This is a genomic window from Nocardioides sp. CPCC 206348 (assembly GCF_048654705.1).
GTDB lineage: Bacteria > Actinomycetota > Actinomycetes > Propionibacteriales > Nocardioidaceae > Nocardioides.
This window is the reverse complement of sequence record NZ_JBMCZA010000071.1, coordinates 12,377-37,104: the sequence shown is the minus strand read 5'-3', so window position 1 is coordinate 37,104 and position 24,728 is coordinate 12,377. Positions and strand designations below refer to the sequence as shown.

Genomic DNA, 24,728 nt, shown 5'->3' with positions numbered 1-24,728 from the left:
GACCTGCTGTTCGCCGACGAAGAGACCGGTGAAGTGATCGCCACGGTCCCCGGTCGCAAGGTCGTCCTCAACGTCCACATCACCGACACCGCCCTCAACACGGACGAGGCCGGGAACCCGTTCGCGAACCCCGTAGGCAGGTGGGACGAAGGCCGTGCGCCGGTCAGCGTCGCGCAGATCAAGGAATGGCTCCAGGCACCCAACACGACCGTGATCGTGCGTCCGGTGATCGACCTCGCCGACTGTGTCCCGGTCGATTCCTACGAGATCCCTGATCGCCTCCGTCGGCGGGTCGAGCTCCGCGACCATTCGTGCCGGTTCCCCGGCTGCCCGAAACAGGCCACCGCCTGCGACCTCGACCACGCGACACCCCACGGGCAAGGTGGCGCGACCTGTCCCTGCAACCTCGTCCCGCTGTGTCGGCGACATCACCGCGCCAAGACCTTCAGCAGTTGGAGGTACGTGATCGTCCTGCCCGGTCACTACCTGTGGACCAGCCCGCACGGCCACCACTTCCTCGTCGGACCCGACGGCACCAGAGCACTCGACCCACCCCGCTCACCCGACCCCGACGAATAGCTCCCCCGCCCCGCACCCCGCCCACCAGCGGGGTCAGTGGCGCGCTCAGGGTGAGTCGCTGAGCGCGCCACTGACGTGCACGCACATGCCGAGGACCGTGCGGCCTCCTCGGCTCAACGCACCTGACGAATCTGTCGTCCGAACGGCCAAAACAGGACAGATTCGTCAGGTACGACGCGCACCCGTTCCGTCCGACTGTGCCGCGAATCGTGAGGGAGTGCCTTGGCGTTTGGAACACTTCTGGTATGAGGTGGAGCGGGGTCGTCGAGCCGGACTACTTTCAGTTCTACGCGAAGCGAGTCGGGGCGGAATGGCTTTCAGGCGCCACAGATGAGACCTACCGGCATCGCCTGTGGACTGATGGCGGGTTCGTAGTGATCAGCACGCTTCGAAAGTTTGGAACGACACCACTGACTCTCGACGTCGTCGCCGACGAACCCGCGCCTCCCTCAGGGTGCTGGCAGCACGTCGCAGAGGTAAGTCTCGATGGTGGCGGCGCCTTGGAAATCCTGAGCTGGCCCGGGGACCAGGAGCCGCGGTCAAAGCATGAGATTCCCGTGGGATCCGTGCGGCTCCGCGTTCATTGGGGCGGGCTGGCCCCAGGTCTGCGAGAAGGCATGGACGAGCAGGGAAACAGCAATGAGCACCTCGCGCTCATCGTTTGGCCTGCGCCGATCGCGCCATTCGCAACCCTCCGGGAATGGGATTCCTGGCCCCAGTAGGCACCCGTACCGCCACGGCGCACCGCCCCTGTCCGACACAATCGAGCGATGACGATGGCACTCAGCTACGACGCGGTGGGACACACCCACGTCGCCGACAAAGGCTGGAGTGCCGCTCCCCACGGCTACCGCCGACACGAACAGACGACCCGCCTCGGCGACGGCGACCGACTGTGGCAGGAGGCGTCCGCAGCGGTCATGAAGTGGTCGGTCAAGACCCGCAGCGGCTTTGCGGTGGAGTCCGCGCCGGGCGAGGACCTGCGTGTCAGGCCAGGCCAGGAGCGCACCCTGATCGCCTCGCTCGGGCCGTTCGAGCTGCGTGAGCCCGTCACGGTGGTCGCGATCGTCGATGATCCGAACCGTTGTGGATTCGCCTACGGCACCCGCGACGGCCACCCGGTGTCAGGCGAGGAGGCGTTCATCGTCCACCGCACACCGGACGGTGCCGTGTGGTTGACGCTGCGTTCGCTGACGCGTCCGGCGCGCGGGTCCTGGCGCCTCGTCTTTCCCGCGGCGCTCCTCGCCCAGCGCTGGTATCGCTTCCGCTACACGCGGTCGCTCCGCCCCTGACGAGACCTACGACCCCGCCCCACCCGCCGAGGACGCGATGATCGCGGCAGAGATGGCCGCGGTGACCGCAGCGTTCGTGGCGGCCACGGCGGCCTTGCTGGCAGCCCCCGCCCACTCGCCCTTCGCAATCACCTTGGCGCGCTTGCGGGCGGCAGAGCGTTCCGGTCCCGGGACGATCCGCTTGATGACGTTGCCGGCCCACAGGAGACCGATCAGCGGTCCGGTGGCGTCGTCAGGTTCCGCGTGACCCAGCAGCACCCCGACGACACCCGCGACGAGCGCATCGCGCCGGGCACCATCGACGACGTCGTACCGGACGACCGGGACCAGACCGAGGACCTTCTCGCGTCGCGGCACCAACGCACCCTCGACCACCAACTGGTCCAGCAACAGGGCGCGGGTGCCCTTGCCGATGCGCGGCACCAGGGAGGACGCCTTGTGGTCCCGGCCCGGCTTGATCCGCGACAGGGCATGGTCCAGCGCGCCATCACCCAGCGACGTGGGGGCGGCCAGCCGGACCCGCGCCTTCCGGCCCTCGCCCGCCATCTCACAGCGCTCAGCGAGCACCAGGTCGACCAGCGCAGCCCCGCCGGTCACGGGTTCCGATTCGGTCGATCCGATCAGGCTCCTGCCCGTCCCGGGGTCGATCGAGATCAGGGTCAGGTCCGCGGCGATGCCCATGTTGTGACGATAGTCGCGGTCCGCGCGGCGGTGCCCCTGTCCGCGGCGGTTCAGGATGCCCTAAAGTCAGCCCCGTAGGTCCAGGAAGCCGGTGAGAGTCCGGCACAGTCGCGCTACTGTGACACCGCCCCTGATCGGAGCGGTGAAGTCAGACCCGAGGCCCTTCACCTCAATCCAAACCGAGCAGGGACGCAGAATCCCTGAGGAGGACACATGTCTCAGATCACCGCCACCCCCACCGCAGGCGCCGTTGCCGTCCCGGTGGTCCCGCTGCTGAAGCTCGGGACGTGGGTCGTCTTCTTCGGCCTCCTCGCGATGCTCGCGATCTTCTTCGTCAGCAGCGACCAGGGCGCCGTCTCGCTCTTCGCCGGCAACGGCGTTCACGAGTGGGTGCACGACGCACGCCACCTGCTCGGCTACCCCTGCCACTGAGCTCGTGAGCACCACTTCTAAGGACAAGTCTGTCCTCACCCCCGGTGCCTTCCTGATCCGCGGCCTCGCGGCCGGCCTCATCGCCGGGCTCCTGGCGTTCGTCGTCGCCTTCGCCTTCGGCGAGCCGTACGTCGAGGACGCGATCGCGCTCGAGGAGGCCGCTGCCGCGCAGATGACCCCCGCCGAGATCGCCGCCGAAGAGGAAGCCGCGGCCCACGAGGACCACACCGGCATCGTGGAGATCTCGCGCGACAACCAGAAGAGCTGGGGCCTGCTCACCGGCACGCTCGCGGTCGGCACCGCCCTCGGCGGCCTGGTCTCGCTGGCGGTCGCAGGAGTCGTGGGTCGCCTCGGCAACCTGTCGGCCCGCGCCTCCACGGCACTGGTCGCACTGATCGGGTTCATCGCGATCGCGCTCGTCCCGTTCACGAAGTACCCCGCCACGCCGCCTGCCGTGGGCAGCGGCGAGACGATCGGCGGCCGTACGGCGTCGTACTTCGCCCTGCAGCTGGTCTCGGTCCTGGCCGCCATCGCCATGGTGGTCCTGGCCAACAAGCTGCGCGGCCGGCTCGAGGCCTGGACCGCCGCCACCATCGCAGCGCTCGGCTACGTCGTCGTCGTCGCCGTCACCGCGTTCCTGCTGCCGACGGTCAATGAGATCGGCAACTTCCCGGCCGACACGCTCTGGTACTTCCGCCGCTCCTCGCTGCTCGTCCTCGCCACCCTGTGGGCCACGATCGGCGTGATCCTGGTGGCGCTGGTCGGGCGTCTCCACGACCGCGCGGTCGCCGAGGCCAACCGGCGCGAGCTCGCCGCCAGCATCTGATCGGATCCTGGATGTTCAGCACCGCCAGCGGGCTGGTGCTCGGCTTCGCCGCGGATCGGCTCCTCGCCGACCCGCGGCGCGGCCATCCGGTCGCCGGCTTCGGCCAGGTGGCCGCAGCACTGGAGAAGGGCGTGTGGCGCGACGACCGCCCCACCGGCGTCGGGTACGTCGCCGTGCTGGTCGGCGGCACGGTGGCGATCGGCGTCGTGGCTGATCGCGCCACCCGCGCCCACCCGCTCCCCCACACGTTGCTGACCGCAGCAGCCACCTGGGCCGTCCTCGGCGGCACCTCGCTCGACCGCGAGGCGGCCGCCGTCAGCCGCCTCCTTGCCGACGACCGCCTTCCCGAGGCGCGGGTCCAGCTCACCCACCTCGTCGGTCGCGACACCTCGCAGCTCGAGGAGCCGGAGATTGTTCGGGCCACCCTCGAGTCACTCGCCGAGAACACCTCCGACGCCGTCGTCGCGCCCCTCGTCTGGGGTGCCCTTGCCGGCGTGCCGGGACTGGTCGGGTACCGCGCGGCGAACACCCTCGACGCCATGGTCGGCCATCGCAGCGCCCGCCACGAACGGTTCGGCTGGGCAGCGGCCCGCCTGGACGACGTGCTCAACCTTCCCGGGGCACGGCTCACCGCCCTGCTCACCGTCGCGCTGGGCGCCGACCACCGAGGCGCCTGGCGGGCCTGGCAGCGCGACGCCGGCGGACACCCCAGCCCCAATGCGGGTCCGGTCGAGGCCTCCTTCGCCGGCGCCCTCGGGATCCGCCTCGGTGGCACGAACGACTACGCGGGTCGCATCGAGCATCGCGCGGTGATGGGCGACGGACCGCCACCCACCCGGGCCGACCTCGACCGGGCGCGCACACTGGCTCGACGCATAGGGTGGGCCGCAGCAGCGACCGCTGCAGGCGTGGCGGTCGCCACGCGCTCCCGGAACCGGCAGGCACGATGAACCAGTTGCTGCACCAGACCACCGCGCTGCTCACCCGCACGCCACTGCTCCAGACGCCGCGAGCCGCACTCTCGCGCCTGGCCCGCTCGGTGACCCAGTCCCCCAGCCCGCTCGACGGACGCGCCGTCCTCATCACCGGAGCGAGCTCCGGCATCGGCGAGGCGACAGCGCATGCCGCCGCCCGTCGCGGCGCACACGTGCTGCTGGCCGCGCGCCGGGCCGAGGAGCTCGAGCGGGTCCGGCACCAGGTCGTCGAGGAGGGCGGACGGGCGAGCACCTACGTCGCCGACCTGACCGACGGCGACCAGGTGGACGCGCTCGTCGAGCAGCTGCTCGCGGAGCATGGCGCGGTCGACTACGTCGTCAACAATGCCGGGCACTCCATCCGGCGCTCGCTCGAGCACACCCACGGCCGGCTCCACGACTTCGAGCGGATGATGGCGGTGAACTACTTCGGCCCCGTGCGCCTGACGATGGGCCTGCTGCCGGCCATGCGCGAGCAGCGCTTCGGGCACGTGGTCAACATCGTCACCTGGGGCAACCAGATCAGGGCCCCGAAGTTCGCGCCGTACATCGCCTCGAAGACCGCGCTCGACGTGTTCGGCCGGATCCTGGCCCGGGAGGCGTTCTTCGACAACGTCACCTGCACGAACATGCGCGTCGCGATCGTGCGGACGCCGATGATCGGACCCACGGCCGCCTACGAAGGCCGCGGCGAGAGCGCCGAGGAGTGCGCCGACCGCGTCGTCCGTGCCCTGGAGGACCGTCCGGTCACCGTAGACGGAGCGTTCGGGACGTTCTACGCCGCGTTCAACGTGGTGGCTCCACGGCTGTCGGACCTGGTGATGGCGGTCGCGCACCGACGCGAGCCGGACTCCGCGGCAGCACTGAGGACCGTGCAGACGCACCACTGAGATCGGGTCTGCAGGACCGATCCGGAACTCGACGTATCAGCAGGTCCGGTTCCCGACTCCGAGGTGGGTCAGTCACACCCCCTCGGAAAGGAACCTGACATGCATCTCCAACCCCCCAACGCCCTCACCCGGGCCGTCCCGCTGGGACTGATCGCCCTCGCCCTCGGAGCGGCCTCGACGGTCGCCGCGATCGGTGACCCGGGCGTGAGCCCCCAGCACTACGCCGACGAGCTCGCCCCCGGCGCCTCGGTGACCATCACCAAGACGGTGGAGACGCCGCCCATCCCGCCGAACCCCGACATCGTCTTCCTGGCGGACACCACCACCAGCATGACCGCGAGCATCGGCAACGTGCAGTCCAACGCCAGCAGCATCGTCAACCAGATCCTGGCGGCGCAGCCGACGGCCCAGTTCGCCGTCGCCGACTACAAGGACACCGCCGACGCGACCGGGCACTTCCTGCTCCGGCAGCAGCTGACCGGCGACACCTCCGACGTCACGGACGGCATCAACGCGTGGACGCCGCTCTCGGGTGGCGGCAGCGACGCCGCAGAGGACTGGATCGGCGCGCTCGCCGACATCCCCGGCGCCGTCGACTTCCGCGACAACGGCACCCCGATCGTCGTGATGTTCGGCGACTCGACCAGCCACGACCCGTCCGCCGGTGACACGCTGGCGTCCGCGACGTCCGCCCTGCAGGCGGCCGGCATCCGGGTCATCGCGATCTCGGTCCCCGGCGCCGACGGCTACCTGTGGGACGGCCTGAACACGACCGGCCAGGCGTCGTACGTCACCTCACAGACGGGCGGCACGCTCACCAGCGCCAACCCCGACGAGGTGTCCGACGTGATCCTCAGCCAGCTGCAGAACCTGCCGGCCGAGGTCACCCACGAGGTCTCCTGCGACGCCGGTGTGACGGCCACGCTGACACCCGCTTCGCAGAGCGTCACCAGCGGCGGCACGGTCTCCTTCGAGGAGACGATCACCCTCGCCGACGACGCCCCGCAGGGTGAGACCGTGTCGTGCACGGTGTCGTTCAAGGTCAACGGTTCGGTCCCCGGACCGGAGTTCGTGCAGACCGTCGACATCGACGTGGCGGACGTGACTCCGCCGGTCGTCACCGTCGAGAGCAAGGTCGTCGAGGCGACCAGCCCTGACGGCGCCGTGGTCGACTACGACGCCAGCGCGCTGGACAACGTCGACGGTCCGCTCACGCCGACCTGCGCACCGCCGTCGGGTTCGCAGTTCGCCCTCGGGACGACCACGGTCGACTGCGAAGCGACCGACGCCGCGGGCAACACGGGCTACGGCTCCGGCACGATCGAGGTGGTCGACACGACCCCGCCGACCGTCGCCTGCACCGAGTCGACCAACCCGGGCCTGAACGTGCCGTTCGCGGGCAACACCCGGCCGAACCCGCAGGGACAGAACCAGGACGGCTTCTACCGGCTCGACGCGACCGACATCGTCGACACCTCCCCGGACGTCTACCTGCGCGACACCGGCAGTGGCCACGTGTGGGGGCCGTTCGCCAGCGGTCAGAAGATCAAGTACACCGAGGCGAACTCCGGTCCCCAGCAGAAGTCGATGCCCAGCGGCATCCTGCACCTGACCGGCACGGGTGACGGCGAGCTGTACGCCGTGGACTTCTCGGGCAACGTCGCCGCACCGGTGGCCTGCCTGGTCCCGGCACCGCCGAAGTAGCCGCAGCACCGCCAACGACCGGCCCTGTCGGCGTGACCCTCCGGGTCAGGCCGGCAGGGCCGGCGCCTGCGTCCCGATGATCTCTTCACTGTTGCGTCCCACCCAGCGCAGCAACGGCACCATCACGGCGGCCAGCTCCTCGCCCAGCGGGGTCAGGCTGTAGTCGACCCGCGGCGGCATCACCGGCTTCTGGTCACGGTCGACCAGCCCGTCGGCCTCGAGTGTCTTGAGGGTCTGGGCCAGCATCTTCTCGCTGATGCCCTGGGCCCGACGGCGCAGCTCGCTCCAGCGCTGGGGCCCGTCCGTCAGCGAGACCAGCACCAGCACGCCCCACTTGCTGGTGACGTGGTCGAGCAACACCCGACTCGAGCAGGCCGCCGGAAAGACGCCGTCAGGGAACTGCTCGAAGATCGACTCCGAAGTCTTACTTACTGCCACGCCAGTACCTTACTTCAAAGTGCGTACTAACCAATGGGAAGTATCTCCCCCGAGGGCAGGTTGAGGCCGACATCACCGTGCAGCAACCGAAAGGAACCACCATGTCCCTCGTCGTCACCGGAGCCACCGGCCACCTCGGCCGCCTCGTCGTCGAATCCCTCCTGGAGAAGGGCGTCGCCGCCGACCAGGTCGTCGCGACCGCCCGCGACACGTCCCGGCTCAGCGACCTCGCCGACCGCGGCGTCGATGTCCGCCAGGCCGACTACACCGACCCCGCCTCCCTGAAGGCAGCCTTCGCCGGCGCCGACCGGGTGCTGCTCGTGTCGGGCAACGAGATCGGCCAGCGCACCGCGCAGCACCAGAACGTCATCGACGCCGCCCAGGAGGCCGGAGTCGACCTGCTGGCCTACACGAGCATCGCGAACGCCGACCGCAGCGGCCTGGCCCTGGCCGAGGAGCACCTCGCCACCGAGCGCGCGATCCTTGCGTCCGGTCTCCCCCACACCTTCCTGCGCAACAGCTGGTACTTCGAGAACTACACCGGACAGCTGCCGACGTACCTCGAGCACGGCGTCGTGCTCGGCGCCGCCGGCGAGGGCCGCGTCAGCGCTGCGGCCCGTGCCGACTTCGCCGAGGCGGCCGCGGCCGCCCTGCTGGCCGAGAACCCGGCGCAGGTCTACGAGCTCGGCGGTGAGGCCTTCACGCTGTCCGAGCTCGCATCCGCCGTCAGCGAGGCAACCGGTCGCGAGGTCGTCTACAACGACGTTCCGGCCGCGGCACTCACCGAGGTCCTGGTCGGTGCCGGCCTGCCCGAGCCGTACGCCGCGATCCTGGCCGATGGCGACGAGGGGCTTTCTCGCGGAGAGCTGTACGTCGAGACGACCGACCTGGCGGGCCTCCTGGGCCGCCCGGCGACGACCCTGGCGGAGGCGTTGCGCGCAAGCTGACCCGGGTGGCTCACGCCGATGGTGGGTACCGCCCCACCATGACCGACCACGACGAGCACGTCCGGCCGGACGGCGTCGACGACCTGACCGTCGAGGGCCTCGGAAACATCTCCGAGGCCCTCGAGGCGGTCGAGATCGCCCGCGGCCATCTCTACGCCTTCCATCGGCTGAGCGGCACGGCCGACCTCACCCTGGGCAAGGGGGTCCAGCAGTTGCGCGAGGCAGGCCACACCGACCTGGCCGACCGCTTCGAGGAGGAATTGGTCGGTCGCAACGTGCTGCAGGGCCGCTGGACCTTCCAGGTCGTCGAGGAGTACGACGACGGGTACTACGAGGCGTTCCGGACCCTTGAGCGGGAGGCACGGACCGCACTGGTCCAGGGTCGCCGCCACCTCTACGAGGCGGAGATGAAGGAGGACCGGCGCACCCACGAGCGGGAGGGCCACGAGCGACGGCCCTGAGCCCCTACTGTCGCAGTGAGCGGATCCAGCTCAGCACGCCGGCCACCTCGTGCACCGTGTCGACACCGGCCGGCCCGGCCGCACGTCGTACGACGACCACCGGGATGCCGAGCTCGGCAGCAGCCTCCATCTTCGGCCAGGTGTAGCTGCCACCGGAGTCCTTGGTGACCAGCACGTCACGGTCGACCATCAGTGATCGCTCGCCGTCGAGCGAGTAGGGCCCGCGCGACGTCAGCAGCTCCCACTCCTCGGGCAGGTCGATGTCGGGCACGTCCACGACCCGCGCCAGCACGTGCAGGTCACGCAGGCGCGGCACGAACCGCGCGAGCTCCTGCCGGCCGACGGTGAGGAACGGGCGGTGACCGAGCTCCCCGGCGACGATCGCAGCCTCGTCGTGGGTGTCCACCCAGATCCACGACGGCGTCGCGCGGTCGCTCCAGCCCGGTCGCTCGAGCCGCAGCAAGGGCTTGCCCTCGGCAGCACAGGCCGCCGCGGCGTTGGTCGTCATGCCGAGCGCGAACGGGTGCGTGGCATCCACCACGACGTCGTACTCGCTCAACGCGGAGCGCAGGCCCTCGACGCCACCGAAGCCACCGATGCGGACCGGTCCCACGGGCAGGCGCGGTCGCGCGACGCGGCCGGCGAGCGACGACATGACGTCGACACCGTCAGCAACCAGGGCCTCGGCGAGGTCGCGGGCCTCGCCCGTGCCACCGAGCAGCAACACCCTCATGCCAGTCCTCCCGTGACCACCGGCAGGGCGGGGACGCCGTCCTGCGCCAGGTCGAGCAGTGCGTCGAGGTCGAGGTGCTCCTCGACGAGGTCGCCGAGCAGGTCGAGACGGCGACTCCGCGCCTCAGGGAACGACACCGTCGACTCCATGCCGAGCGCGCCGGACAGGTAGGCAGCGCGGGCAGCGTCGTCCTCCAGGCTGCCGTGGACCATGGTGCCGGTCACGGAACCGCGCGTGCGCTCCCCCGTGATGCGTCCGTGGTGGATCTCGTAGCCGGCGGGCTCGTGCAGGCGCAGGGTCTTCACGGCGTCGAAGTCGGTGACGAGGTCGAGCAGGCCGAGCCCTTCGACGACAGCGCCGGCGGATCCCTCGACCCCGTCCGGGTCGGAGATGGTCGCGCCGAGCATCTGGCAGCCACCGCAGATCCCGAGCACGGGTCGGCCTGCCGCTGCGTGACGCAGGATCGCAGCGTCGAGGCCGCGGGAGCGCAGCCAGGCGAGGTCCGCGATGGTCGAGCGGGTGCCGGGCAGCACGACCAGGTCGGCGTCCGCGAGCCGTTGCGGGTCGGAGACGAACTCGACGTCGAGGCCGGGTTCGAGGCCGAGCGCGTCGACGTCCGTGAAGTTGCTGATCCGGGGCAGGCGGACGACGGCGACCTTCCGGGCGCCGTCGACGGGCGCCCGGCGGCCCTGCAGGTCCAGCGCGTCCTCGGAGTCCAGCCAGAGGTCGGGGTGCCACGGCAGGACGCCGTACGTCGGCCGTCCGGTGCGGCGCTGCAGGTCCTCGAGACCGGGGCGCAACAGGTCCACGTCGCCACGGAAGCGGTTGACCAGGAAGCCCGCGACCAGCCGCTGGTCGGCCTCGTCGAGCAGGGCGAGGGTGCCGAACGCCGAGGCGAACCAGCCACCGCGGTCGATGTCGCCCACCACCACGGTCGGGACGGTGCCGTGCTGGGCGAGGCCCATGTTCACGTAGTCGCTCGAGCGCAGGTTGATCTCGGTCGGGCTGCCCGCGCCCTCGGCGACGACCAGGTCGAACCGCGACCGCAGGTCGTCGAACGCCGCGAACGCACTCTCCGCGAGCCGCTGGCGCCCGGTCTGCCAGTCGCGCGCCGACACCTCGCCGTCGGGCTGCCCCATCCGGATCACGTGGCTGCGGCGGTCGCTGCCGGGCTTCAGCAACACCGGGTTCATGGCGACTTCGGGCACGACACCGGCGGCGAGGGCCTGGACCCACTGGGCACGCCCGATCTCCCCCGCGACACCGTCCGTGTCCGTCACGACCATCGAGTTGTTCGACATGTTCTGCGCCTTGTACGGCGCCACCGAGATGCCGCGGCGCGCGAACGCCCGGCACAGCCCGGTCACCACGACGCTCTTGCCTGCGTCGGAGGTCATGCCGGCGACGAGCAGGGCACTCACTGTCGGCGTCCCCGGAAGACCCGCGGCACCAGCGATGCCGGCACCGCGCCACCCTCGCGCACCCAGTCCACGACCTCGTCCGTGGTCGCCTCCGAGAGCACACCGCCGAGCCAGGTGTCCTTGGGCCGGCGGCCGCCCGGGAAGTAGGTGAAGTCGCGCACCAGCACGACGTTGCTGCGATCGCACTCGTCGAGGCAGTCCACGACCCGCACCCGGATCCGCGGACCGCGGCGCCCGGCGGGGTCGTCGAGCGCCTCGATCGCGTCGCGCTGGGCACTGTGGTCGACGGCCGGGTGCTTCTTGGTGGTGCCGCAGCAGCAGTCGCGGCACAGCAGGACGTCGCGATCAGGCAGCGCCATCGGAGTCCTCCAGCGGCAGCTCCGGCGCCCGGATCAGGAACAGGTCCATCACCCAGCCGGCCTCGGCCTTCGCGGCGGCACGTGCCTCGACCAGCGCGGTGCGCACCGCTCCGACCCGACCGCTGACGAGGTGCTCGCCGACGCCGCCGAGATTGGCACCCCACCAGATGTGCCAGTCCTCGAACCCGTCGAGGTCGACCCCCGAGGTCAGCATCACCACGAGGTTCTGCTGCCCCGACGTGACGTCGTGCCGCAGCCGCCGCGCGGTCGTGACGTGCACCGGCTTGCCGACCTGGTGCAGGACGATGCGGTGGCGCGCAGCCAGCACCTGCGGCGCGCTGATGCCGGGAAGCACGTCGTACGACAGGTCGATCGTCTCGGCCAGCTCCTCGACGATCCGGATCGTGCCGTCGTACAGCGAGGGGTCGCCCCACACGAGGAACGCAGCGACTCCCCCGCGCTCCTCGAGCACGTCGCGGTACGCCGTCAGGCGGGCGTCGTACCAGTCGGCAACGGCGCCCTCGTAGCCCGCGCGATCGAGTCCCGGTGACCGGTCCCGCTCGGGGTCGCGCACCACGACCAGCTCGACACCGTGGGCTTCGCACACGGCCCGTCGTACGGCGAGCAGGGAGTCGTCGTCGCCCTTCTGGACCGCCAACGCGTAGTCACAGCCGCGGAGCGCCTCGGCGACCTCCGGGGTGACGTGCTGCGGCCCCATTCCGAAGCCAAGGATGCGGACCCTCATCGGTCTTCCAGATCGCCTTCGACCTCGAGGTAGGCCTGCTGCAGGGCCGCCAGGACCTCAGGGTCCGGTTCCGCCCACAGGCCGCGGTCCTTCGCCTCATGGAGCCGTTCGACGATGCTGCGCAGCGCCCACGGGTTCGACTTGCGCAGGAACTCCTGGTTCGTCTCGTCGAGGACGTACTCCTTGGCCAGCGACTCGTACATCCAGTCGTGGACGACGCCGGCGGTGGCGTCGAAGCCGAACAGGTAGTCGACGGTGGCGGCGAGCTCGAACGCGCCCTTGTAGCCGTGGCGCTGCATCGCGCCGATCCAGCGCGGGTTGACCACGCGCGCCCGGAAGACGCGGTTGGTCTCCTCCTGCAGCGTGCGCGTGCGGACCGCGTCGGGCGTGGTCGAGTCGCCGACGTACGCCTTCGGGTTGGTGCCCGACAGCGCACGCACGGTGGCGACCATGCCGCCGTGGTACTGGAAGTAGTCGTCGCTGTCGGCGATGTCGTGCTCGCGGGTGTCGATGTTCTTCGCCGCGACCTTGATCCGCTTGTAGTTGCTGCGCATGTCGTCCGCAGCCGGCACCCCGTCGAGCCCGCGGCCGTAGGCGAAGCCGCCCCACGCCGTGTAGACCTCGGCGAGGTCGGCGTCGTCGCGCCAGGTGCCCGACTCGACGGCCTGCAGGATGCCCGCACCGTAGGACCCCGGCTTGGAGCCGAAGATCCGCGTCGTTGCACGGCGCTCGTCGCCGTGCTCGGCGAGGTCGGCCCGGGCGTGGGCGCGCACGAAGTTCTGGTCGGCCGGCTCGTCGAGGGCGGCGACCAGCTGGACCGCGTCATCGAGCATCGCGACGACGTGCGGGAACGCATCCCGGAAGAACCCCGAGATGCGCACGGTGACGTCGATCCGCGGACGCTCCAGCTCCGCCAGCGGTACGACGACCAGGTTGGTCACGCGACGCGACGCCTCGTCCCACTCGGGGCGGACGCCGAGCAGCGCCAGCACCTCGGCGATGTCGTCGCCGGAGGTCCGCATGGCCGACGTACCCCACACGGACAGGCCGACGGACTCCGGGTAGCTGCCCTCGTCGTCGAGGTAGCGCTGGACCAGCGACTCAGCCATCGCCTGGCCGGTCTGCCAGGCCAGGCGGGACGGCACGGCCCGCGGGTCGACGGTGTAGAAGTTGCGGCCCGTCGGGAGCACGTTGACCAGTCCGCGCAACGGCGAACCGGAGGGCCCGGCGGGCACGAAGCCGCCGTTGAGGGCGTGCAGCGTGTTGTCGAGCTCGTCGGTGGTGCGGGCCAGCCGCGGGACCACCTCGGTCGCGGCGAACGTCAGGACCTGGCGCACCTCCGGGGAGGTCGTCAGCTCGGCGACACGAGCCGGGTCCCAGCCCGCCTTGTCCATCGCCTCGACCAGCTCGCGGGCTTCCGCCTCGACGCGGTCGACGTCGGTGGTGGGCGCGTCGACGGCCAGGCCGAGCGCGGACCGCAGGCCAGGCACCGACTGGGCCTGTCCGCCCCACACCTGCGACGCACGCAGGATCGCGAGGACCAGGTTGACCCGGGCCTCGCCGTCCGGCGCCTGGCCCAGGACGTGCAGGCCGTCGCGGATCTGGGAGTCCTTGATCTCGCACAGCCAGCCGTCGACGTGCAGCAGGAAGTCGTCGAACTGCTCGTCGTCGGGACGCTCCTCGAGCCCGAGGTCGCGGTGCATCTCGGCGGCGTGCATGAGCTGCCAGATCTCGCCGCGGATGGCCGCGAGCTTGCCCGGGTCCATCGCCGAGATCTTGTCGTACTCCTCGAGCAGGCCCTCGAGCCGAGCGATGTCGCCGTAGCTCTCGGCGCGCGCCATCGGCGGCACCAGGTGGTCAATGATCGTGGCGTGCGCACGGCGCTTGGCCTGCGCACCCTCGCCCGGGTCGTTGACGAGGAACGGGTAGATCAGCGGCATGCTGCCGATCGCGGCGTCCGTCGCACAGGAGGCCGACAGTGCTGCGTTCTTGCCGGGCAGCCACTCCATCGAGCCGTGCTTGCCGAGGTGGACCACGGCGTGGGCACCGAAGCCGTGCTGCACCCAGCGGTACGCCGCCAGGTAGTGGTGGCTCGGAGCGAGATCCGGGTCGTGGTAGATCGCGACGGGGTTCTCGCCGAAGCCGCGGGGCGGCTGGATCATCAGCACGATGTTGCCGGCCTGCAGCGTGGCGAGCACGATCTCGCCGGAGTCGTTGACGAACAGCGAGCCCGGGGACTCGCCCCAGGCCTCGACCATTGCGTCGCGCAGGTCGGCCGGCACGTCCGAGGTCCAGGCGTCGTAGTCGGCCTTGTTGATCCGCACGTGCGCGTCGGTCAGCTGCGCCTGCGTCAGCCACTCCTCGTCCTGCCCACCCGCGGCGATCAGCGCGTGGATGAGGGCGTCACCGGCTTCGGTGTCGTCGTCCATCGCAATGATGTCGACCACCGAAGGTACGCCGGTCGAGCTCGTCGAAACCCCGAGGTCGTAGCCCTGCTCCTGGAGCCGGCGCAGCAGGCGGACCGTCGACACCGGGGTGTCGAGGCCGACAGCGTTGCCGATCCGGGCGTGCTTGGTCGGGTAGGCGCTGAGCATCAGCGCGAGCTTCTTCTCCGACGGCGGCACCGAGCGGAGGCGCGCATAGTTCACCGCGAGGCCGGCGACACGGGCCGATCGCTCCGCGTCGGCGACGTACGACGGCAGGCCGGCCGGGTCGTTGGGGTCGATCTCCTTGAAGGAGAACGGCACGGTGCTGATCCGGCCGTCGAACTCCGGGATGGCGACCTGGTTGGCGTAGTCGAGCGGCGTGACGCCGTCGTCCGACTCCTCCCACTCCTCGCGGCTGCTGGTCAGGCACAGCCCCTGCAGGACGGGGACGTCGAGGGCGGCGATCCGCTCCACGTCCCACGTCTCGTCGTCTCCACCAGCGCTGACGGCCGCGGGCGTGCTGCCGCCGGCAGCCAGCACCGTGACCACCAGTGCGTCCAGGTCGGCCAGGGCCGCGAACAGCTCGTCGGGAGCGGCGCGCAGCGATCCCGCGAACACGGGTACGCCGATCGCGTCACCGGTCGCGTCGATGGCGTCGCACAGCGCGTGGACGAAATCGGTGTTCCCGCTCGCGTGGTGCGCCCGGTAGAACAGGACCCCCACCTTCGCGACATCGCCGGTGGTTGAGGTGCGAGCGCCAGCGAGCCTCGAAACCGCCGGTCGCTCGAGGATCCCCCACGCCGGGATCACCTCCGGCGCCTCGAACCCCTCACCGGTCAGCAGCACGGTGTCGGAGAGGAAGCGGTGCAGCTGGGCCAGGTTCCGCGGGCCACCCTCGGCGAGGTAGCGGTGCGCCTCGGCGGCGACACCGACGGGGACGGTCGAGGTCTCCATGAGCTCTGCGCTGGGCGTGAGCTCGCCGCCGAGCACCACGAGCGGACGCCCGGTGCCGCGCAACGCGGCCAGCTCGGCGTCGTACTGCTGCGGGGAGCCCAGCAGGCGCAGCACGACCAGGTCGGCGCCCTCCGCCAGGACCGTCAGGTCGGCGAGGTCGGAGCGGCTGGGGTTGGCCCAGCCGTAGTCCGCACCACTCGACCGGGCAGAGAGCAGGTCGGTGTCGGACGTGGACAGGAGTGCGATGCGCACGGGTTCCTCCTCGGGGTTCGCGCCCCTCGATCGGTGGCTGATGTCCGCGACCAGTGTCTGGCTCACCCGTGCCGATCTGCTCGGCTGGGATCACAGTGGCGGAACCGCCCCGGTCTCGCACCGGGTTCCTGTGCCACGGACATGTGGGTGCTCAGCCTACGGTGGTCCCGTGGTCACACAGCAGTCGCCCGGCATCCAGGTCGCGGTACACGGACATCCCAACGCCGACACCCTCCTCCTGTGGCATCCGGCGGTGCGCACGGACCCCGACGCCGTGGCGGCACTGGCGAGCCGGATCGCCACCCGGGCGAAGGTCCGGGTCGTCGTACCGACGTGGACCGATGGGGGTGACCTGCTCCGTTCGGTCCGCTATGCCCGCGAGTCCTCGGTGCACCCGCCGGACGGCCTCTCGGTCGTCGGGTACGGCGACGCCGGGATCGCCGCGCTGAGCCTGGCCCTGAACCAGCGGCGGCTCGGCATCGGCCTGGTCCGCGCGACCTGCGTCGACGGCGGGTCCGACCTGACCGACCCGATCAGCGGCCAGCCGCTCGTCGCGACGGCTTCGCCGGTCGAGACCGAGATCGACGTCATCGACTCCCTCGACGCCGCAGCGTCGACCTGGGCCACCGACACCGTTGCCGCCTGGCAGGGTGCCGGCTGGGCCGCCTCGCTCGTCCCGGCGGCTCAGTTCACCTGGCGGGTCAACCCGTCCCAGTAGGGCGCGCGGAGCTTGAACTTCTGCAGCTTGCCGGTCGCCGTCCGGGCCAGTTCGTCACGGAACTCCACCGACGTCGGAGCCTTGTAGCCCGCCAGGCGGTCCTTGCACCACCGGATCAGCTCGGCCTCCATCTCGGGGCCCGCGGTGGCGTCGGCGGTCAGGACCACCAGTGCCTTGATCGTCTCGCCCCACTTCTCGCTGGGGACGCCGATCACCGCGACCTCGGCCACCGCAGGGTGCGAGAACAAGGTGTCCTCGACCTCGATCGACGTGACGTTCTCGCCTCCGGTGATGATCACGTCCTTCTTGCGGTCCGCGATCGTCAGGTAGCCGTCGTCACCGAGGTAGCCGCCGTCACCGGTGTGGAACCAGTCGTCCTTCAGCGCGGCCGCCGACTCCTCGGGCTGCTCCCAGTACCCCTCGAGGACGACGTTCGACCGGGCCAGCACCTCCCCTGCGCCCTCCTCGGACTCGTCAGTCCTCAGCCGGACGCCCAGCGCCGGCGCACCCGCGCGCGTCAGCTTCGCGGCCCGCTCCTGGGCCGACAGGTCGTCCCATTCCGCACGGGTGCGGTTGAACGTCAGCAGCGGCGAGGTCTCGGTGAGGCCGTAGATCTGGATGAACTCCCAGCCGAGCTCCTCCTCGACCCGCACGACGGTCTTCGTCGGCGGCGGGGCGCCCGCCATGATGATCCGCACCCGGTCGCGCCCGGGGATCTCGCCCTCCCACGTCTGCGCCGCTTCGAGTACGGCGGCCGCGACCGCAGGAGCGGCACACATCACCGTGACGCCGTGGTCGCGCACCCGCCGCAGGATCTCGGCACCGTCGATCTTGCGCAGCACGACGTGCCGGGCACCGATGCCGGTCATCGCGAACGGCATCCCCCAGCCGTTGGCGTGGAACATCGGCAGCGTGTGGAGGTAGACGTCGCGGTCGTTGATCTGAGCGTGCAGCCCGAAGGTCAGCGCGTTGACCCAGATGTTGCGGTGCGTGATCTGGACGCCCTTGGGCCGGGCCGTCGTACCGGAGGTGTAGTTGATGGTGGCCGTCGCCGCCTCGTCGTACTCCCACGACCGCGGCTCGGTGCCCTCCGGCGCGTACAGCGCGTCGTCGTCGCCGATCACGAACTTCTGCTCGCACGTGACGTCGGCCAGCGACTCCTCGAGCTCGGGGTCGATGTAGAGGACCCGCGCTCCGGAGTGCTCGACGATGTACTGCACCTCGTCGGGGCTCAACCGGAAGTTCACCGGAACCAGCACCCGGCCCCAGCCGCTCACGCCGTAGAACGACGTCAGCAGCCGGCTGCTGTTGTGGCTGACGATCGCGACCCGGTCGCCGACGCCGATGCCGAGCTCGTCGAGCTTCGCGGCCTGGCGCCGGGCCAGCTCCCCGAACTGCGCATAGGTGAGCTCACCGAGACTGGCTGCGGGCTGGTCGGGCTCGTCCACCACACCGACCCGCTCGCCGTAGACCGTGACGGCACGGTCGAGGAAGTCATTGACGCTGAACGGGACGAACACGGGGCCTCCTGGCAGGACGAAGGTGTGACGACGACCACCATAGGAGACACCGCGCGCGCCGGGACACCGAGACGCGACGGAGCCCGCGCCATGCTCCGGCGCGGGCTCCGTCTGTTCGGAAGGGATTGCCGATCAGATGGTCTGGCGGCGACCCCGGACGTCCCTGGCAACCAGCCACCCACCAGCCAGGCTGCAGAGTCCACCGAGCATGGCCAGCAGCGGCAGGTTGGACGGCGCACCGGTGTTCGGGATGGCCTCGTCGGCGCTCACCGCCGGGCCACCCGCTTCCTCCGAGATGCCACCGACCTCGCCGGCCGGCGGCACTTCTCCGGGCGGCTCTTCTCCGGGCGGCTCTTCTCCGGGCGGCTCCTCGCCAGCCGGGCAGGCTGACGGGCTGATGTCCCTGGCCTGCTCACCCTTCGCGGCGTAGCGGACCGCCACCGACTTGAAGTGAGCATCGGAGAAGGCGAACGGGAACGTTCCCGCGAATCCCTTGCCCAGCAGGGCGTTCTCATTGACGACGATGATGTGCGAGAAGATCTCGGCCACACCGGGCTTGCGGACGTACTTGCAGACCACGACCTTCTTCCCCTTCGCCGCTCGCACCTCGGCGGGCGCTGCTGCGGGAGCCGCCTCCGGCGCGTCGAGCGCAACAGGCGCTGGGTCGGGCACGGCCTCGACGCCGGATCCCTGCGGGGCGGGATCCGGTTGCGCTGCCGCAGGAGGCGCCGCAGGTGCGGCCGCCGCGGGTTGGCCGACCGCATCGGGAGCCGAGGCGTGGTCCGGCGCGGGCGGGGCACCACCCGTGCGGCCCGGCGCCTCTCCGGACCTGCCCCCGGTCTGGTGATCGAGGGGCGCGCCCGGATCGGCGTGGGCAGGAACAGCGAGGAAGGTGGCGGCCAGGACGACTCCTGGCACAGCGAGAACGACGCGGCCAAGTCGGCTGTTCGCGCGCGTGTGCGACAACGACCGATCTCGGCGGAAGTGAACGGACATTGTGGAACCCCCAGGTGCAGCGGGCCGGGACCCGCGACGGTTGAACTCGAACGGGCGCTGGCCCGAAAACCAGCAGTGGAGCGCCCACCGCTGCTTTCGCGCTGTCCGCGAAGCAAAGGTTGACGCCCCTCATCCGGTTGTCCTGCCGCCGAGTCGGCCGACACAACCACCCAGGACCCCGGTACCCAGCCTCGCGATTTCCCATACCCCGGGTCGTCGTTCTGCTCTACCGTGCGGCCATGTACTTCGAACTCGTCAGTGACCAGCACCGCCGCCGCTTCCGGCGGATCCTGCTGACCTGGCTCGCCACCTTCTGCACCTGCGGCTACCTGCTGCCGTGGGCGGTCGCGACCACCCGCGGCAAGGCGAACGCTGACGCGATCGGCATCATGAACCTCGCGCTCGGCTGGACGGTTGTCGGCTGGTTCGTTGCGCTGGGCATGGCCAGCAAGGGCCACGGGCTCGCCGGTCTGCGGATCACGGAGTGACGCTGGACGTGCGGGTGGGCGCAGAGGGGATCGAACCCCCGACCATCCGCGTGTAAGGCGGACGCTCTACCGCTGAGCTATACGCCCCAGAAGCCGCATCAGCGTAGCGAAGGCGCCCCTCAGGCCCGAAACGGCGGGCTACGCGCTCCCCACGGCCCGCGCGAGCTTCTCCGACACGGCACCCACCGCCGCCCGCAGCTCCGGCCCGCCCTCGACCGTGAACTCGAACGGCATCCCGGCCAGCCACTCGCCCGCGTACATGGTCGGATTGTTGGTGCTGCCCACGACGACGCAGCGCGATGCGTCCAGCGCCTCGAGCCGGCCCATCGTCGACCGCAGCCAGGGCGCCACCTCGGCAGCGGGGGCGTGGAAGACGACCCAGGTGTCGTGGGCCCAGCCGGAGGCGAGGTTCTCCTCCAGCACGGCAACCGGATCGAGCCCGTCGGGCACCTCGTAGGTCCGGGTGCCCCCTCCGACCGACGTCACCCGGTCGATGCGATAGGTGCGTACGGCGTCAGCGTGGTGCGCGAAGCAGAGGAGGTACCACCGCCCGTGCCGCACCACCACCGACCACGGGTCGACCTCGAAGGTGTGGCTGTTCCCGGCCCCACTGCGATAGCCGATCCGCACCTGCCGCCGCTCCCCCACGGCCTCGACCAGCGCGCTCGCCACCTCCGGGTCGGGCTTCGCCCAGGGATCGGGTACGGCGCGCGCGTGCTCGCGCATCGTCGCCGCCTGTCGGCCCACGTGGACCGGCAGGGCGCGGATGATCTTGCCGAGGCCGGAGCCGACGGGGTCGTCGTTGTCAGCAGCGGCGTGCCGCCCGTCCAGGACCGCCATCACCAGTCCGAGCGCCTCGGCAGCGCTGAAGACCAGCGGCGGCAGTCGCACGCCGCGGCCGAGCCGATAGCCGCCGTACGGCCCCCGCACGGACTCGACCGGGATGCCGGCCTCGCGCAGGATCGCGACGTACCGCCGCGCGGCACGATCCGTCACGCCCAACCGCTCGGCGAGCTGGTCGGCCGTGCAACCCGGGCGGTTCTGCAGGATCTCCAGGGTGCGCAACGCCCGCGCCGTCGGACTGGTCTCGCTCATGGCGACACCCTGACACCGACGCGAACAATCCGGAAGGGAATTGTCCGGAACCCTTCCTAGGCTGGTGCCGCACCCCCAACGAGAAGGAGAACTGACATGGACATCGTGCTCATCGCCGGGATGTGGCTCGACGGGTCGGCGTGGGACGCCGTCGTACCCGAGCTGGAGGCGCTGGGCCACCGCCCGGTCGCACTGACCCTCCCGGGACAGGGCGACGGCAACGTCGACGCGACCTACGCCGACCAGGTGGCTGCCGTCGTGGACGCGGTGGACGCCGCCGACGGCCCGGCCCTGGTGGTCGGTCACTCGGCAGCCTGCGCCCTCGCCTGGGCCGCCGTCGACGCGCGGCCCGAGAAGGTCGCCCACACGGCGCTGATCGGCGGCATGCCCCGCCAGGACGGCGAGAAGTACTTCGGCTTCTTCGAGCCGGTCGACGGCGTCGTGCCGTTCCCGGGCTGGGAGCCGTTCGCAGGCCCCGACTCCGACGACATGTCCGACGACCTGAAGGCCACGGTCGCCGCGAGCACGGTCGCCGTACCCGCCGCCGTCACCCAGGGCATCGTCAGCCTCACCGATGGCCGCCGCCACGACGTACCCGTGACCCTGGTCTGCCCCGAGTTCACCCCCGCCGAGGCGAAGGAGTGGCTCGAGGCCGGCGAGATCCCCGAGCTCGCAAGGTCCACCCGCCTCGCCTACGCCGACATCGACTCCGGCCACTGGCCGATGTACACCAAGCCGAAGGAACTGGCCCAGATCCTGGCCGACTGCGCCGAGTAGCCGGAGGTTTCGAGGCTCGCTCCGCTCGCACCTCAACCACCGGAGGCCCAAGGCTTGCCGCCAGACCAAGGCAAGCCCTACGCAAGCCAACCGCGAGCGCGGCAGCGCGGCGAGAGCCGTTCACCGGCGAGCTTGCTCGCCCGCACCTTCGGCGAAGACGCGGCTCGCGCAAAAATGAGCTGAACCGCCGGAGTCTCGGGTCTCCAGCGGTTCAACAAGATGAACTCTAACGGCCGTTCCCGCCTGTTCCAACCACTCGCGGCCAATTTCGTTGAAAATGATCCGAAATGACTAGACGAATCATCCCGATGGCCTACTCCCCCGCGGCGCTGCGCAGCGCGAGGAGCAGGTCGTCGAGGTTGCGGGCGTCCGGCTTGCGGTGATGGACGGCCCAGGCCAGGCGCCCGTCCTTGTCGACGACGTACGACGACCGCTGCGGGCACCCGGACGCCTCGTCGAGGACGCCGTAGGCCCGGGCGACCTCGCCGTGGGGCCAGAAGTCGCTCAGCAGGCCGAAGTTCAGGCCGTCGGCGTCACTGAACGCGCGCAGCGCGTAGACCGGGTCACACGAGATCGCGAGGATCTCGGTGTCGAAGGTGAGGAACTCGTCGAGCCGGGCCCGGATGCCGCCCATCTCCCCCGTGCACACGCCGCTGAAGGCGTACGGGTAGAAGACCAGCGCCACCGCCTTCTTCCCGCGGTACGACGCCAGGGAGATGTCCTGGCCGAACTGGTCGCGCAGCGTGAAGTCGGGGGCGAGGCCACCGAGCGCGATGCCCTCCGCGGCGCTGGGAGAGCCGCCCGCCGAGGGCCTCACTCCTGGGACTCGTGCGCGGCCAACTCCCGCTTCAGCACCTTGCCGGTGGCGTTGCGGGGCAGCTCGTCGAGGAACACGATCTCGCGCGGGACCTTGTAGCGGGCGAGGTTGGCCTTGACGAGGTCCTTGAGCTCGGGCTCGGTGACCGGCTCGCTGCCGGGCACCCGGACCACGAAGGCACGCAGGCGCTTGCCGAACTCGGGGTCGTCCACACCGATCGCTGCGACCTCGGCCACGCGGTCGTGGGCTGCCAGGCAGTCCTCGACCTCCTTGGGGAAGACGTTCTCGCCGCCGGAGACGATCATCTCGTCGTCGCGGCCCTCGACGTAGAGGCGACCGTCGGCGTCGAAGCGACCGACGTCACCCGACGACATCAGGCCACCGATGATCTCCTTGCCGCCGCCGCCGGTGTAGCCCTCGATCTGCAGGTCGTTGCCGACGAAGATCCGCCCGGACTGACCGGTGGGGACCTCGTTGCCGTCGGCGTCGAGGATCCTGACGACGGTGGCGTGCGGCAGACGGCCGGCACAGCCGGGGGCCTCGCGCAGGTCCTGGGGCGAGGCGATCGAGGCCCAGGCGATCTCGGTCGAGCCGTAGATGGAGTACAGGTTGTCGCCGTACCGGTCCATCCACTCCGTCGGCAGGTCGCCGGGCAGGGCGGAGCCCGAGGACGCGACGGCCTTGAGGTTGGGGAGCGGGTATTGGTCGAGGGTCGCCTCAGGAAGCGCGAGGATCCGCTGCAGCATCACGGGGATGACCGCGAAGGAGTCGCAGTCCTCGTCGTGCAGCACCTTCAGGGCGCCCTCGGGGTCGAACTTGCGGGTCAGCACGAGCGTGGTGCCGAGCATCATCGCGAGCTGGTAGTGCGCGAAGCCCCAGGTGTGGAACAGGGGCGCGGCGACGTGGCACTTCCAGCCGCTGCGCAGGGGCATCCGGGACAGGATCGAGACAGCGGCAGGGATGCCTCCCTGCGGCCGCGGCGCGCCCTTGGGGGTGCCGGTCGTGCCCGAGGTCAGGATGATCGTGCGGCCGCTGCGGCCCGAGGGCGTCAGGTCGGCGGTCCTGCCAGCGGCGGTCGACGCGGCGATGAGGCCCTCGAGGCTGTCGGCGCCGGGCTCGCTGTCGGTCCAGGCGAGGACGCTGTCCTCGATGTCGGCCCCGGCGAGCAGCGCGGTGAACTCCTCGTCGTGGATGACGACCCGCGGCTTCTCCCGTGCGAGCACGTCGGCCAGCTGGGGTCCGGCGAAGGCGGTGTTGAGGTAGAGCACGTCGGCACCGAGCTTGCTGACCGCGATCGAGGCCTCGATGAATCCGCGGTGGTTGCGGCACATGACGGCCACGCCGTCACCGGCCTTCACGCCACGCTCCCGCAGGCCGTAGGCCAGTGCGTTGGTGCGCGTCTGCACCTCCAGCCACGTGAGCGCACCGAGCTCGTCGATGATCGCCGTCTCGTGGGGCCTGCGGAGCGCGATCGTCTTGAAGCCGCCCGCGGGTGTCGTGCTCCACTGGCGCAGGGCGTTGGCCATGCCTGCGAGGACCAACGGCGAGTAGGGCCGCACGATGCCTGAATCGGTGAGGATCTTCAGGCTGACGCGGGCGCTCTTGATGCGCGTCGAGAGCTTGTGCATGTAGCTATTGTCAGGCGATCGTCTTGGGAGCGACGAGGCGGGTCGCGCCCCAGTCCTTGCTGACGGTCGCAGCCGTCGTCTGGGACAGCCCGGCGATCGGCGCTGCCTCGGCGATGTCAGCGGCGTCGACGGCGCCCGGACGACCGATCTTCGGGGTCAACAGCCAGATCACGCCGCCACCGACGAGGTCGGTCAGCGCATCGACGAGGCCGTCGACGAGGTCACCGTCGTCGTTGCGCCACCACAGCAGCACGGCGTCCACCACGTTGCCGTAGTCGCCGTCGACCAGGTCGCCGTCGATGGCGTCCTCGAGCGCAAGGCGTAGCGCGTCGTCGGTGTCGTTGTCCCAGCCGAGTTCCTGAACCACCATCCCCGGATTGAGACCCATACGCTCTGCGGGTCCGGTCGGGGTGGTGCCGCCGGCGGCGGTCGAAGTCACGGTGAGTCCTCCAGGTTTGGGCAGTTCAAGGGGTACGACGAAGGTCCCGCATCGCGCGGGTTGGGGAACAGTCCAGCGGAGTCAGGTACCGCGGCGCAACCCTGCGCCACTGAACGGACTCAATGACCACTACTCC

At 70.6% G+C, this 24,728-nt stretch carries 24 protein-coding genes, 1 tRNA gene, 1 pseudogene and 2 riboswitches; of the genes and pseudogenes, 12 read left to right on the top strand and 14 right to left on the bottom strand.

Going from position 1 to position 24,728, the window contains the following annotated elements:
• Positions 1-579: pseudogene (locus tag ACOADB_RS03245) on the top strand (hypothetical protein); the annotation flags it as partial.
• Positions 580-1,349: 770 nt separating this feature from the next.
• Complete coding sequence (locus ACOADB_RS03240) at positions 1,350-1,871, top strand: DUF1990 family protein (RefSeq protein ID WP_378596483.1); 522 nt, start codon at positions 1,350-1,352, stop codon at positions 1,869-1,871.
• Between the two features lie 6 nt (positions 1,872-1,877).
• Here ACOADB_RS03240 and ACOADB_RS03235 read toward each other — a convergent pair whose 3' ends face one another.
• Complete coding sequence (locus ACOADB_RS03235) at positions 1,878-2,552, bottom strand: GOLPH3/VPS74 family protein (RefSeq protein ID WP_378596481.1); 675 nt, start codon at positions 2,550-2,552, stop codon at positions 1,878-1,880.
• Between the two features lie 83 nt (positions 2,553-2,635).
• A riboswitch (cobalamin riboswitch) is annotated at positions 2,636-2,706 on the top strand.
• A 59-nt stretch (positions 2,707-2,765) separates the two neighbouring features.
• Here ACOADB_RS03235 and ACOADB_RS03230 point away from each other — a divergent pair.
• From ACOADB_RS03230 to ACOADB_RS03210, 5 genes are all read left to right on the top strand, one after another.
• Positions 2,766-2,984: a CbtB domain-containing protein gene (locus ACOADB_RS03230; RefSeq protein WP_182376890.1), complete on the top strand. Its 219-nt coding sequence runs from the start codon at positions 2,766-2,768 to the stop codon at positions 2,982-2,984.
• A 4-nt stretch (positions 2,985-2,988) separates the two neighbouring features.
• A complete protein-coding gene (locus ACOADB_RS03225; RefSeq protein ID WP_378596480.1) occupies positions 2,989-3,810 on the top strand; it encodes a CbtA family protein in 822 nt (273 codons plus the stop codon).
• Between the two features lie 11 nt (positions 3,811-3,821).
• Positions 3,822-4,760 carry a cobalamin biosynthesis protein gene (locus ACOADB_RS03220; RefSeq protein WP_378596479.1) on the top strand — a complete coding sequence of 313 codons (939 nt, stop codon included), beginning with the start codon at positions 3,822-3,824 and terminating at the stop codon, positions 4,758-4,760.
• The gene (locus ACOADB_RS03215) at positions 4,757-5,674 is read left to right on the top strand and encodes an SDR family NAD(P)-dependent oxidoreductase (RefSeq protein WP_378596477.1); all 918 of its coding nucleotides are present in this window, start codon (positions 4,757-4,759) and stop codon (positions 5,672-5,674) included. Before ACOADB_RS03220 ends, ACOADB_RS03215 begins: the two co-directional genes overlap by 4 nt.
• A 99-nt stretch (positions 5,675-5,773) precedes the next feature.
• Complete coding sequence (locus tag ACOADB_RS03210; RefSeq protein WP_378596475.1) at positions 5,774-7,378, top strand: HYR domain-containing protein; 1,605 nt, start codon at positions 5,774-5,776, stop codon at positions 7,376-7,378.
• A gap of 45 nt (positions 7,379-7,423) precedes the next feature.
• On the opposite strand, the gene ACOADB_RS03205 is transcribed toward ACOADB_RS03210, so the two are convergent.
• Positions 7,424-7,816, bottom strand: coding sequence for a winged helix-turn-helix transcriptional regulator (locus ACOADB_RS03205; protein ID WP_378596474.1), 393 nt, complete (start codon positions 7,814-7,816; stop codon positions 7,424-7,426).
• A 101-nt stretch (positions 7,817-7,917) separates the two neighbouring features.
• Between ACOADB_RS03205 and ACOADB_RS03200 the strand changes: the two genes are divergently transcribed.
• Both ACOADB_RS03200 and ACOADB_RS03195 read left to right on the top strand, forming a co-directional pair.
• Positions 7,918-8,763 (top strand): SDR family oxidoreductase, encoded by an 846-nt coding sequence (locus ACOADB_RS03200; RefSeq protein ID WP_378596472.1) that lies wholly within the window; start codon positions 7,918-7,920, stop codon positions 8,761-8,763.
• Positions 8,764-8,801: 38 nt separating this feature from the next.
• Positions 8,802-9,224, top strand: coding sequence for a hypothetical protein (locus ACOADB_RS03195; RefSeq protein WP_378596470.1), 423 nt, complete (start codon positions 8,802-8,804; stop codon positions 9,222-9,224).
• Positions 9,225-9,228: 4 nt separating this feature from the next.
• Here the strand turns inward: ACOADB_RS03195 and ACOADB_RS03190 are convergent, their stop codons facing one another.
• The 5 genes from ACOADB_RS03190 to cobN are packed head-to-tail and all read right to left on the bottom strand — an operon-like array spanning position 9,229 to position 16,114.
• Positions 9,229-9,957, bottom strand: a complete 729-nt coding sequence (locus ACOADB_RS03190) for a cobalt-precorrin-6A reductase (RefSeq protein WP_378596469.1) — start codon at positions 9,955-9,957, stop codon at positions 9,229-9,231.
• Entirely contained in the window at positions 9,954-11,378 is a 1,425-nt protein-coding gene (locus ACOADB_RS03185; RefSeq protein WP_378596468.1) for a cobyric acid synthase, read from the bottom strand. Before ACOADB_RS03185 ends, ACOADB_RS03190 begins: the two co-directional genes overlap by 4 nt.
• Positions 11,375-11,737: a hypothetical protein gene (locus ACOADB_RS03180; RefSeq protein WP_378596467.1), complete on the bottom strand. Its 363-nt coding sequence runs from the start codon at positions 11,735-11,737 to the stop codon at positions 11,375-11,377. Before ACOADB_RS03180 ends, ACOADB_RS03185 begins: the two co-directional genes overlap by 4 nt.
• Positions 11,724-12,482, bottom strand: a complete 759-nt coding sequence (gene cobF / locus ACOADB_RS03175) for a precorrin-6A synthase (deacetylating) (protein ID WP_378596466.1) — start codon at positions 12,480-12,482, stop codon at positions 11,724-11,726. Before cobF ends, ACOADB_RS03180 begins: the two co-directional genes overlap by 14 nt.
• Complete coding sequence (gene cobN / locus ACOADB_RS03170) at positions 12,479-16,114, bottom strand: cobaltochelatase subunit CobN (protein ID WP_378596465.1); 3,636 nt, start codon at positions 16,112-16,114, stop codon at positions 12,479-12,481. Before cobN ends, cobF begins: the two co-directional genes overlap by 4 nt.
• Before the next feature lie 30 nt (positions 16,115-16,144).
• Positions 16,145-16,299, bottom strand: a riboswitch (cobalamin riboswitch).
• On the opposite strand from cobN, the gene ACOADB_RS03165 reads away from it, so the two are divergent.
• Positions 16,284-16,832: a hypothetical protein gene (locus ACOADB_RS03165; protein ID WP_378596464.1), complete on the top strand. Its 549-nt coding sequence runs from the start codon at positions 16,284-16,286 to the stop codon at positions 16,830-16,832. (Overlaps the previous riboswitch by 16 nt.)
• Here the strand turns inward: ACOADB_RS03165 and ACOADB_RS03160 are convergent.
• Positions 16,799-18,352 (bottom strand): AMP-binding protein, encoded by a 1,554-nt coding sequence (locus tag ACOADB_RS03160; RefSeq protein WP_378596463.1) that lies wholly within the window; start codon positions 18,350-18,352, stop codon positions 16,799-16,801. The genes ACOADB_RS03165 and ACOADB_RS03160 overlap by 34 nt on opposite strands.
• 132 nt (positions 18,353-18,484) lie before the next feature.
• On the bottom strand, positions 18,485-19,270 hold the full coding sequence (locus ACOADB_RS03155) for a hypothetical protein (RefSeq protein WP_378596462.1): 786 nt from the start codon (positions 19,268-19,270) through the stop codon (positions 18,485-18,487).
• 317 nt (positions 19,271-19,587) lie between these two features.
• On the opposite strand from ACOADB_RS03155, the gene ACOADB_RS03150 reads away from it, so the two are divergent.
• Positions 19,588-19,836 (top strand): superinfection immunity protein, encoded by a 249-nt coding sequence (locus tag ACOADB_RS03150; RefSeq protein WP_378596461.1) that lies wholly within the window; start codon positions 19,588-19,590, stop codon positions 19,834-19,836.
• Positions 19,837-19,851: 15 nt separating this feature from the next.
• Here ACOADB_RS03150 and ACOADB_RS03145 read toward each other — a convergent pair.
• A tRNA-Val gene (locus tag ACOADB_RS03145) sits at positions 19,852-19,923 on the bottom strand.
• Between the two features lie 51 nt (positions 19,924-19,974).
• On the bottom strand, positions 19,975-20,931 hold the full coding sequence (locus tag ACOADB_RS03140) for a helix-turn-helix transcriptional regulator (RefSeq protein ID WP_378596460.1): 957 nt from the start codon (positions 20,929-20,931) through the stop codon (positions 19,975-19,977).
• A 96-nt stretch (positions 20,932-21,027) separates the two neighbouring features.
• Between ACOADB_RS03140 and ACOADB_RS03135 the strand changes: the two genes are divergently transcribed.
• Positions 21,028-21,708, top strand: a complete 681-nt coding sequence (locus ACOADB_RS03135) for an alpha/beta fold hydrolase (RefSeq protein WP_378596459.1) — start codon at positions 21,028-21,030, stop codon at positions 21,706-21,708.
• Positions 21,709-22,021: 313 nt separating this feature from the next.
• Here the strand turns inward: ACOADB_RS03135 and ACOADB_RS03130 are convergent, their stop codons facing one another.
• From ACOADB_RS03130 to ACOADB_RS03120, 3 genes are read right to left on the bottom strand one after another with little or no spacing between them, the layout of a single operon-like run.
• A complete protein-coding gene (locus tag ACOADB_RS03130; RefSeq protein WP_378596458.1) occupies positions 22,022-22,525 on the bottom strand; it encodes a peroxiredoxin in 504 nt (167 codons plus the stop codon).
• Complete coding sequence (locus ACOADB_RS03125; RefSeq protein ID WP_378596457.1) at positions 22,522-24,153, bottom strand: AMP-binding protein; 1,632 nt, start codon at positions 24,151-24,153, stop codon at positions 22,522-22,524. The genes ACOADB_RS03130 and ACOADB_RS03125 overlap by 4 nt, the downstream gene beginning before the upstream one ends.
• Positions 24,154-24,163: 10 nt before the next feature.
• On the bottom strand, positions 24,164-24,541 hold the full coding sequence (locus ACOADB_RS03120; RefSeq protein WP_378596521.1) for a DUF3052 domain-containing protein: 378 nt from the start codon (positions 24,539-24,541) through the stop codon (positions 24,164-24,166).
• Positions 24,542-24,728 lie beyond the last annotated feature (187 nt).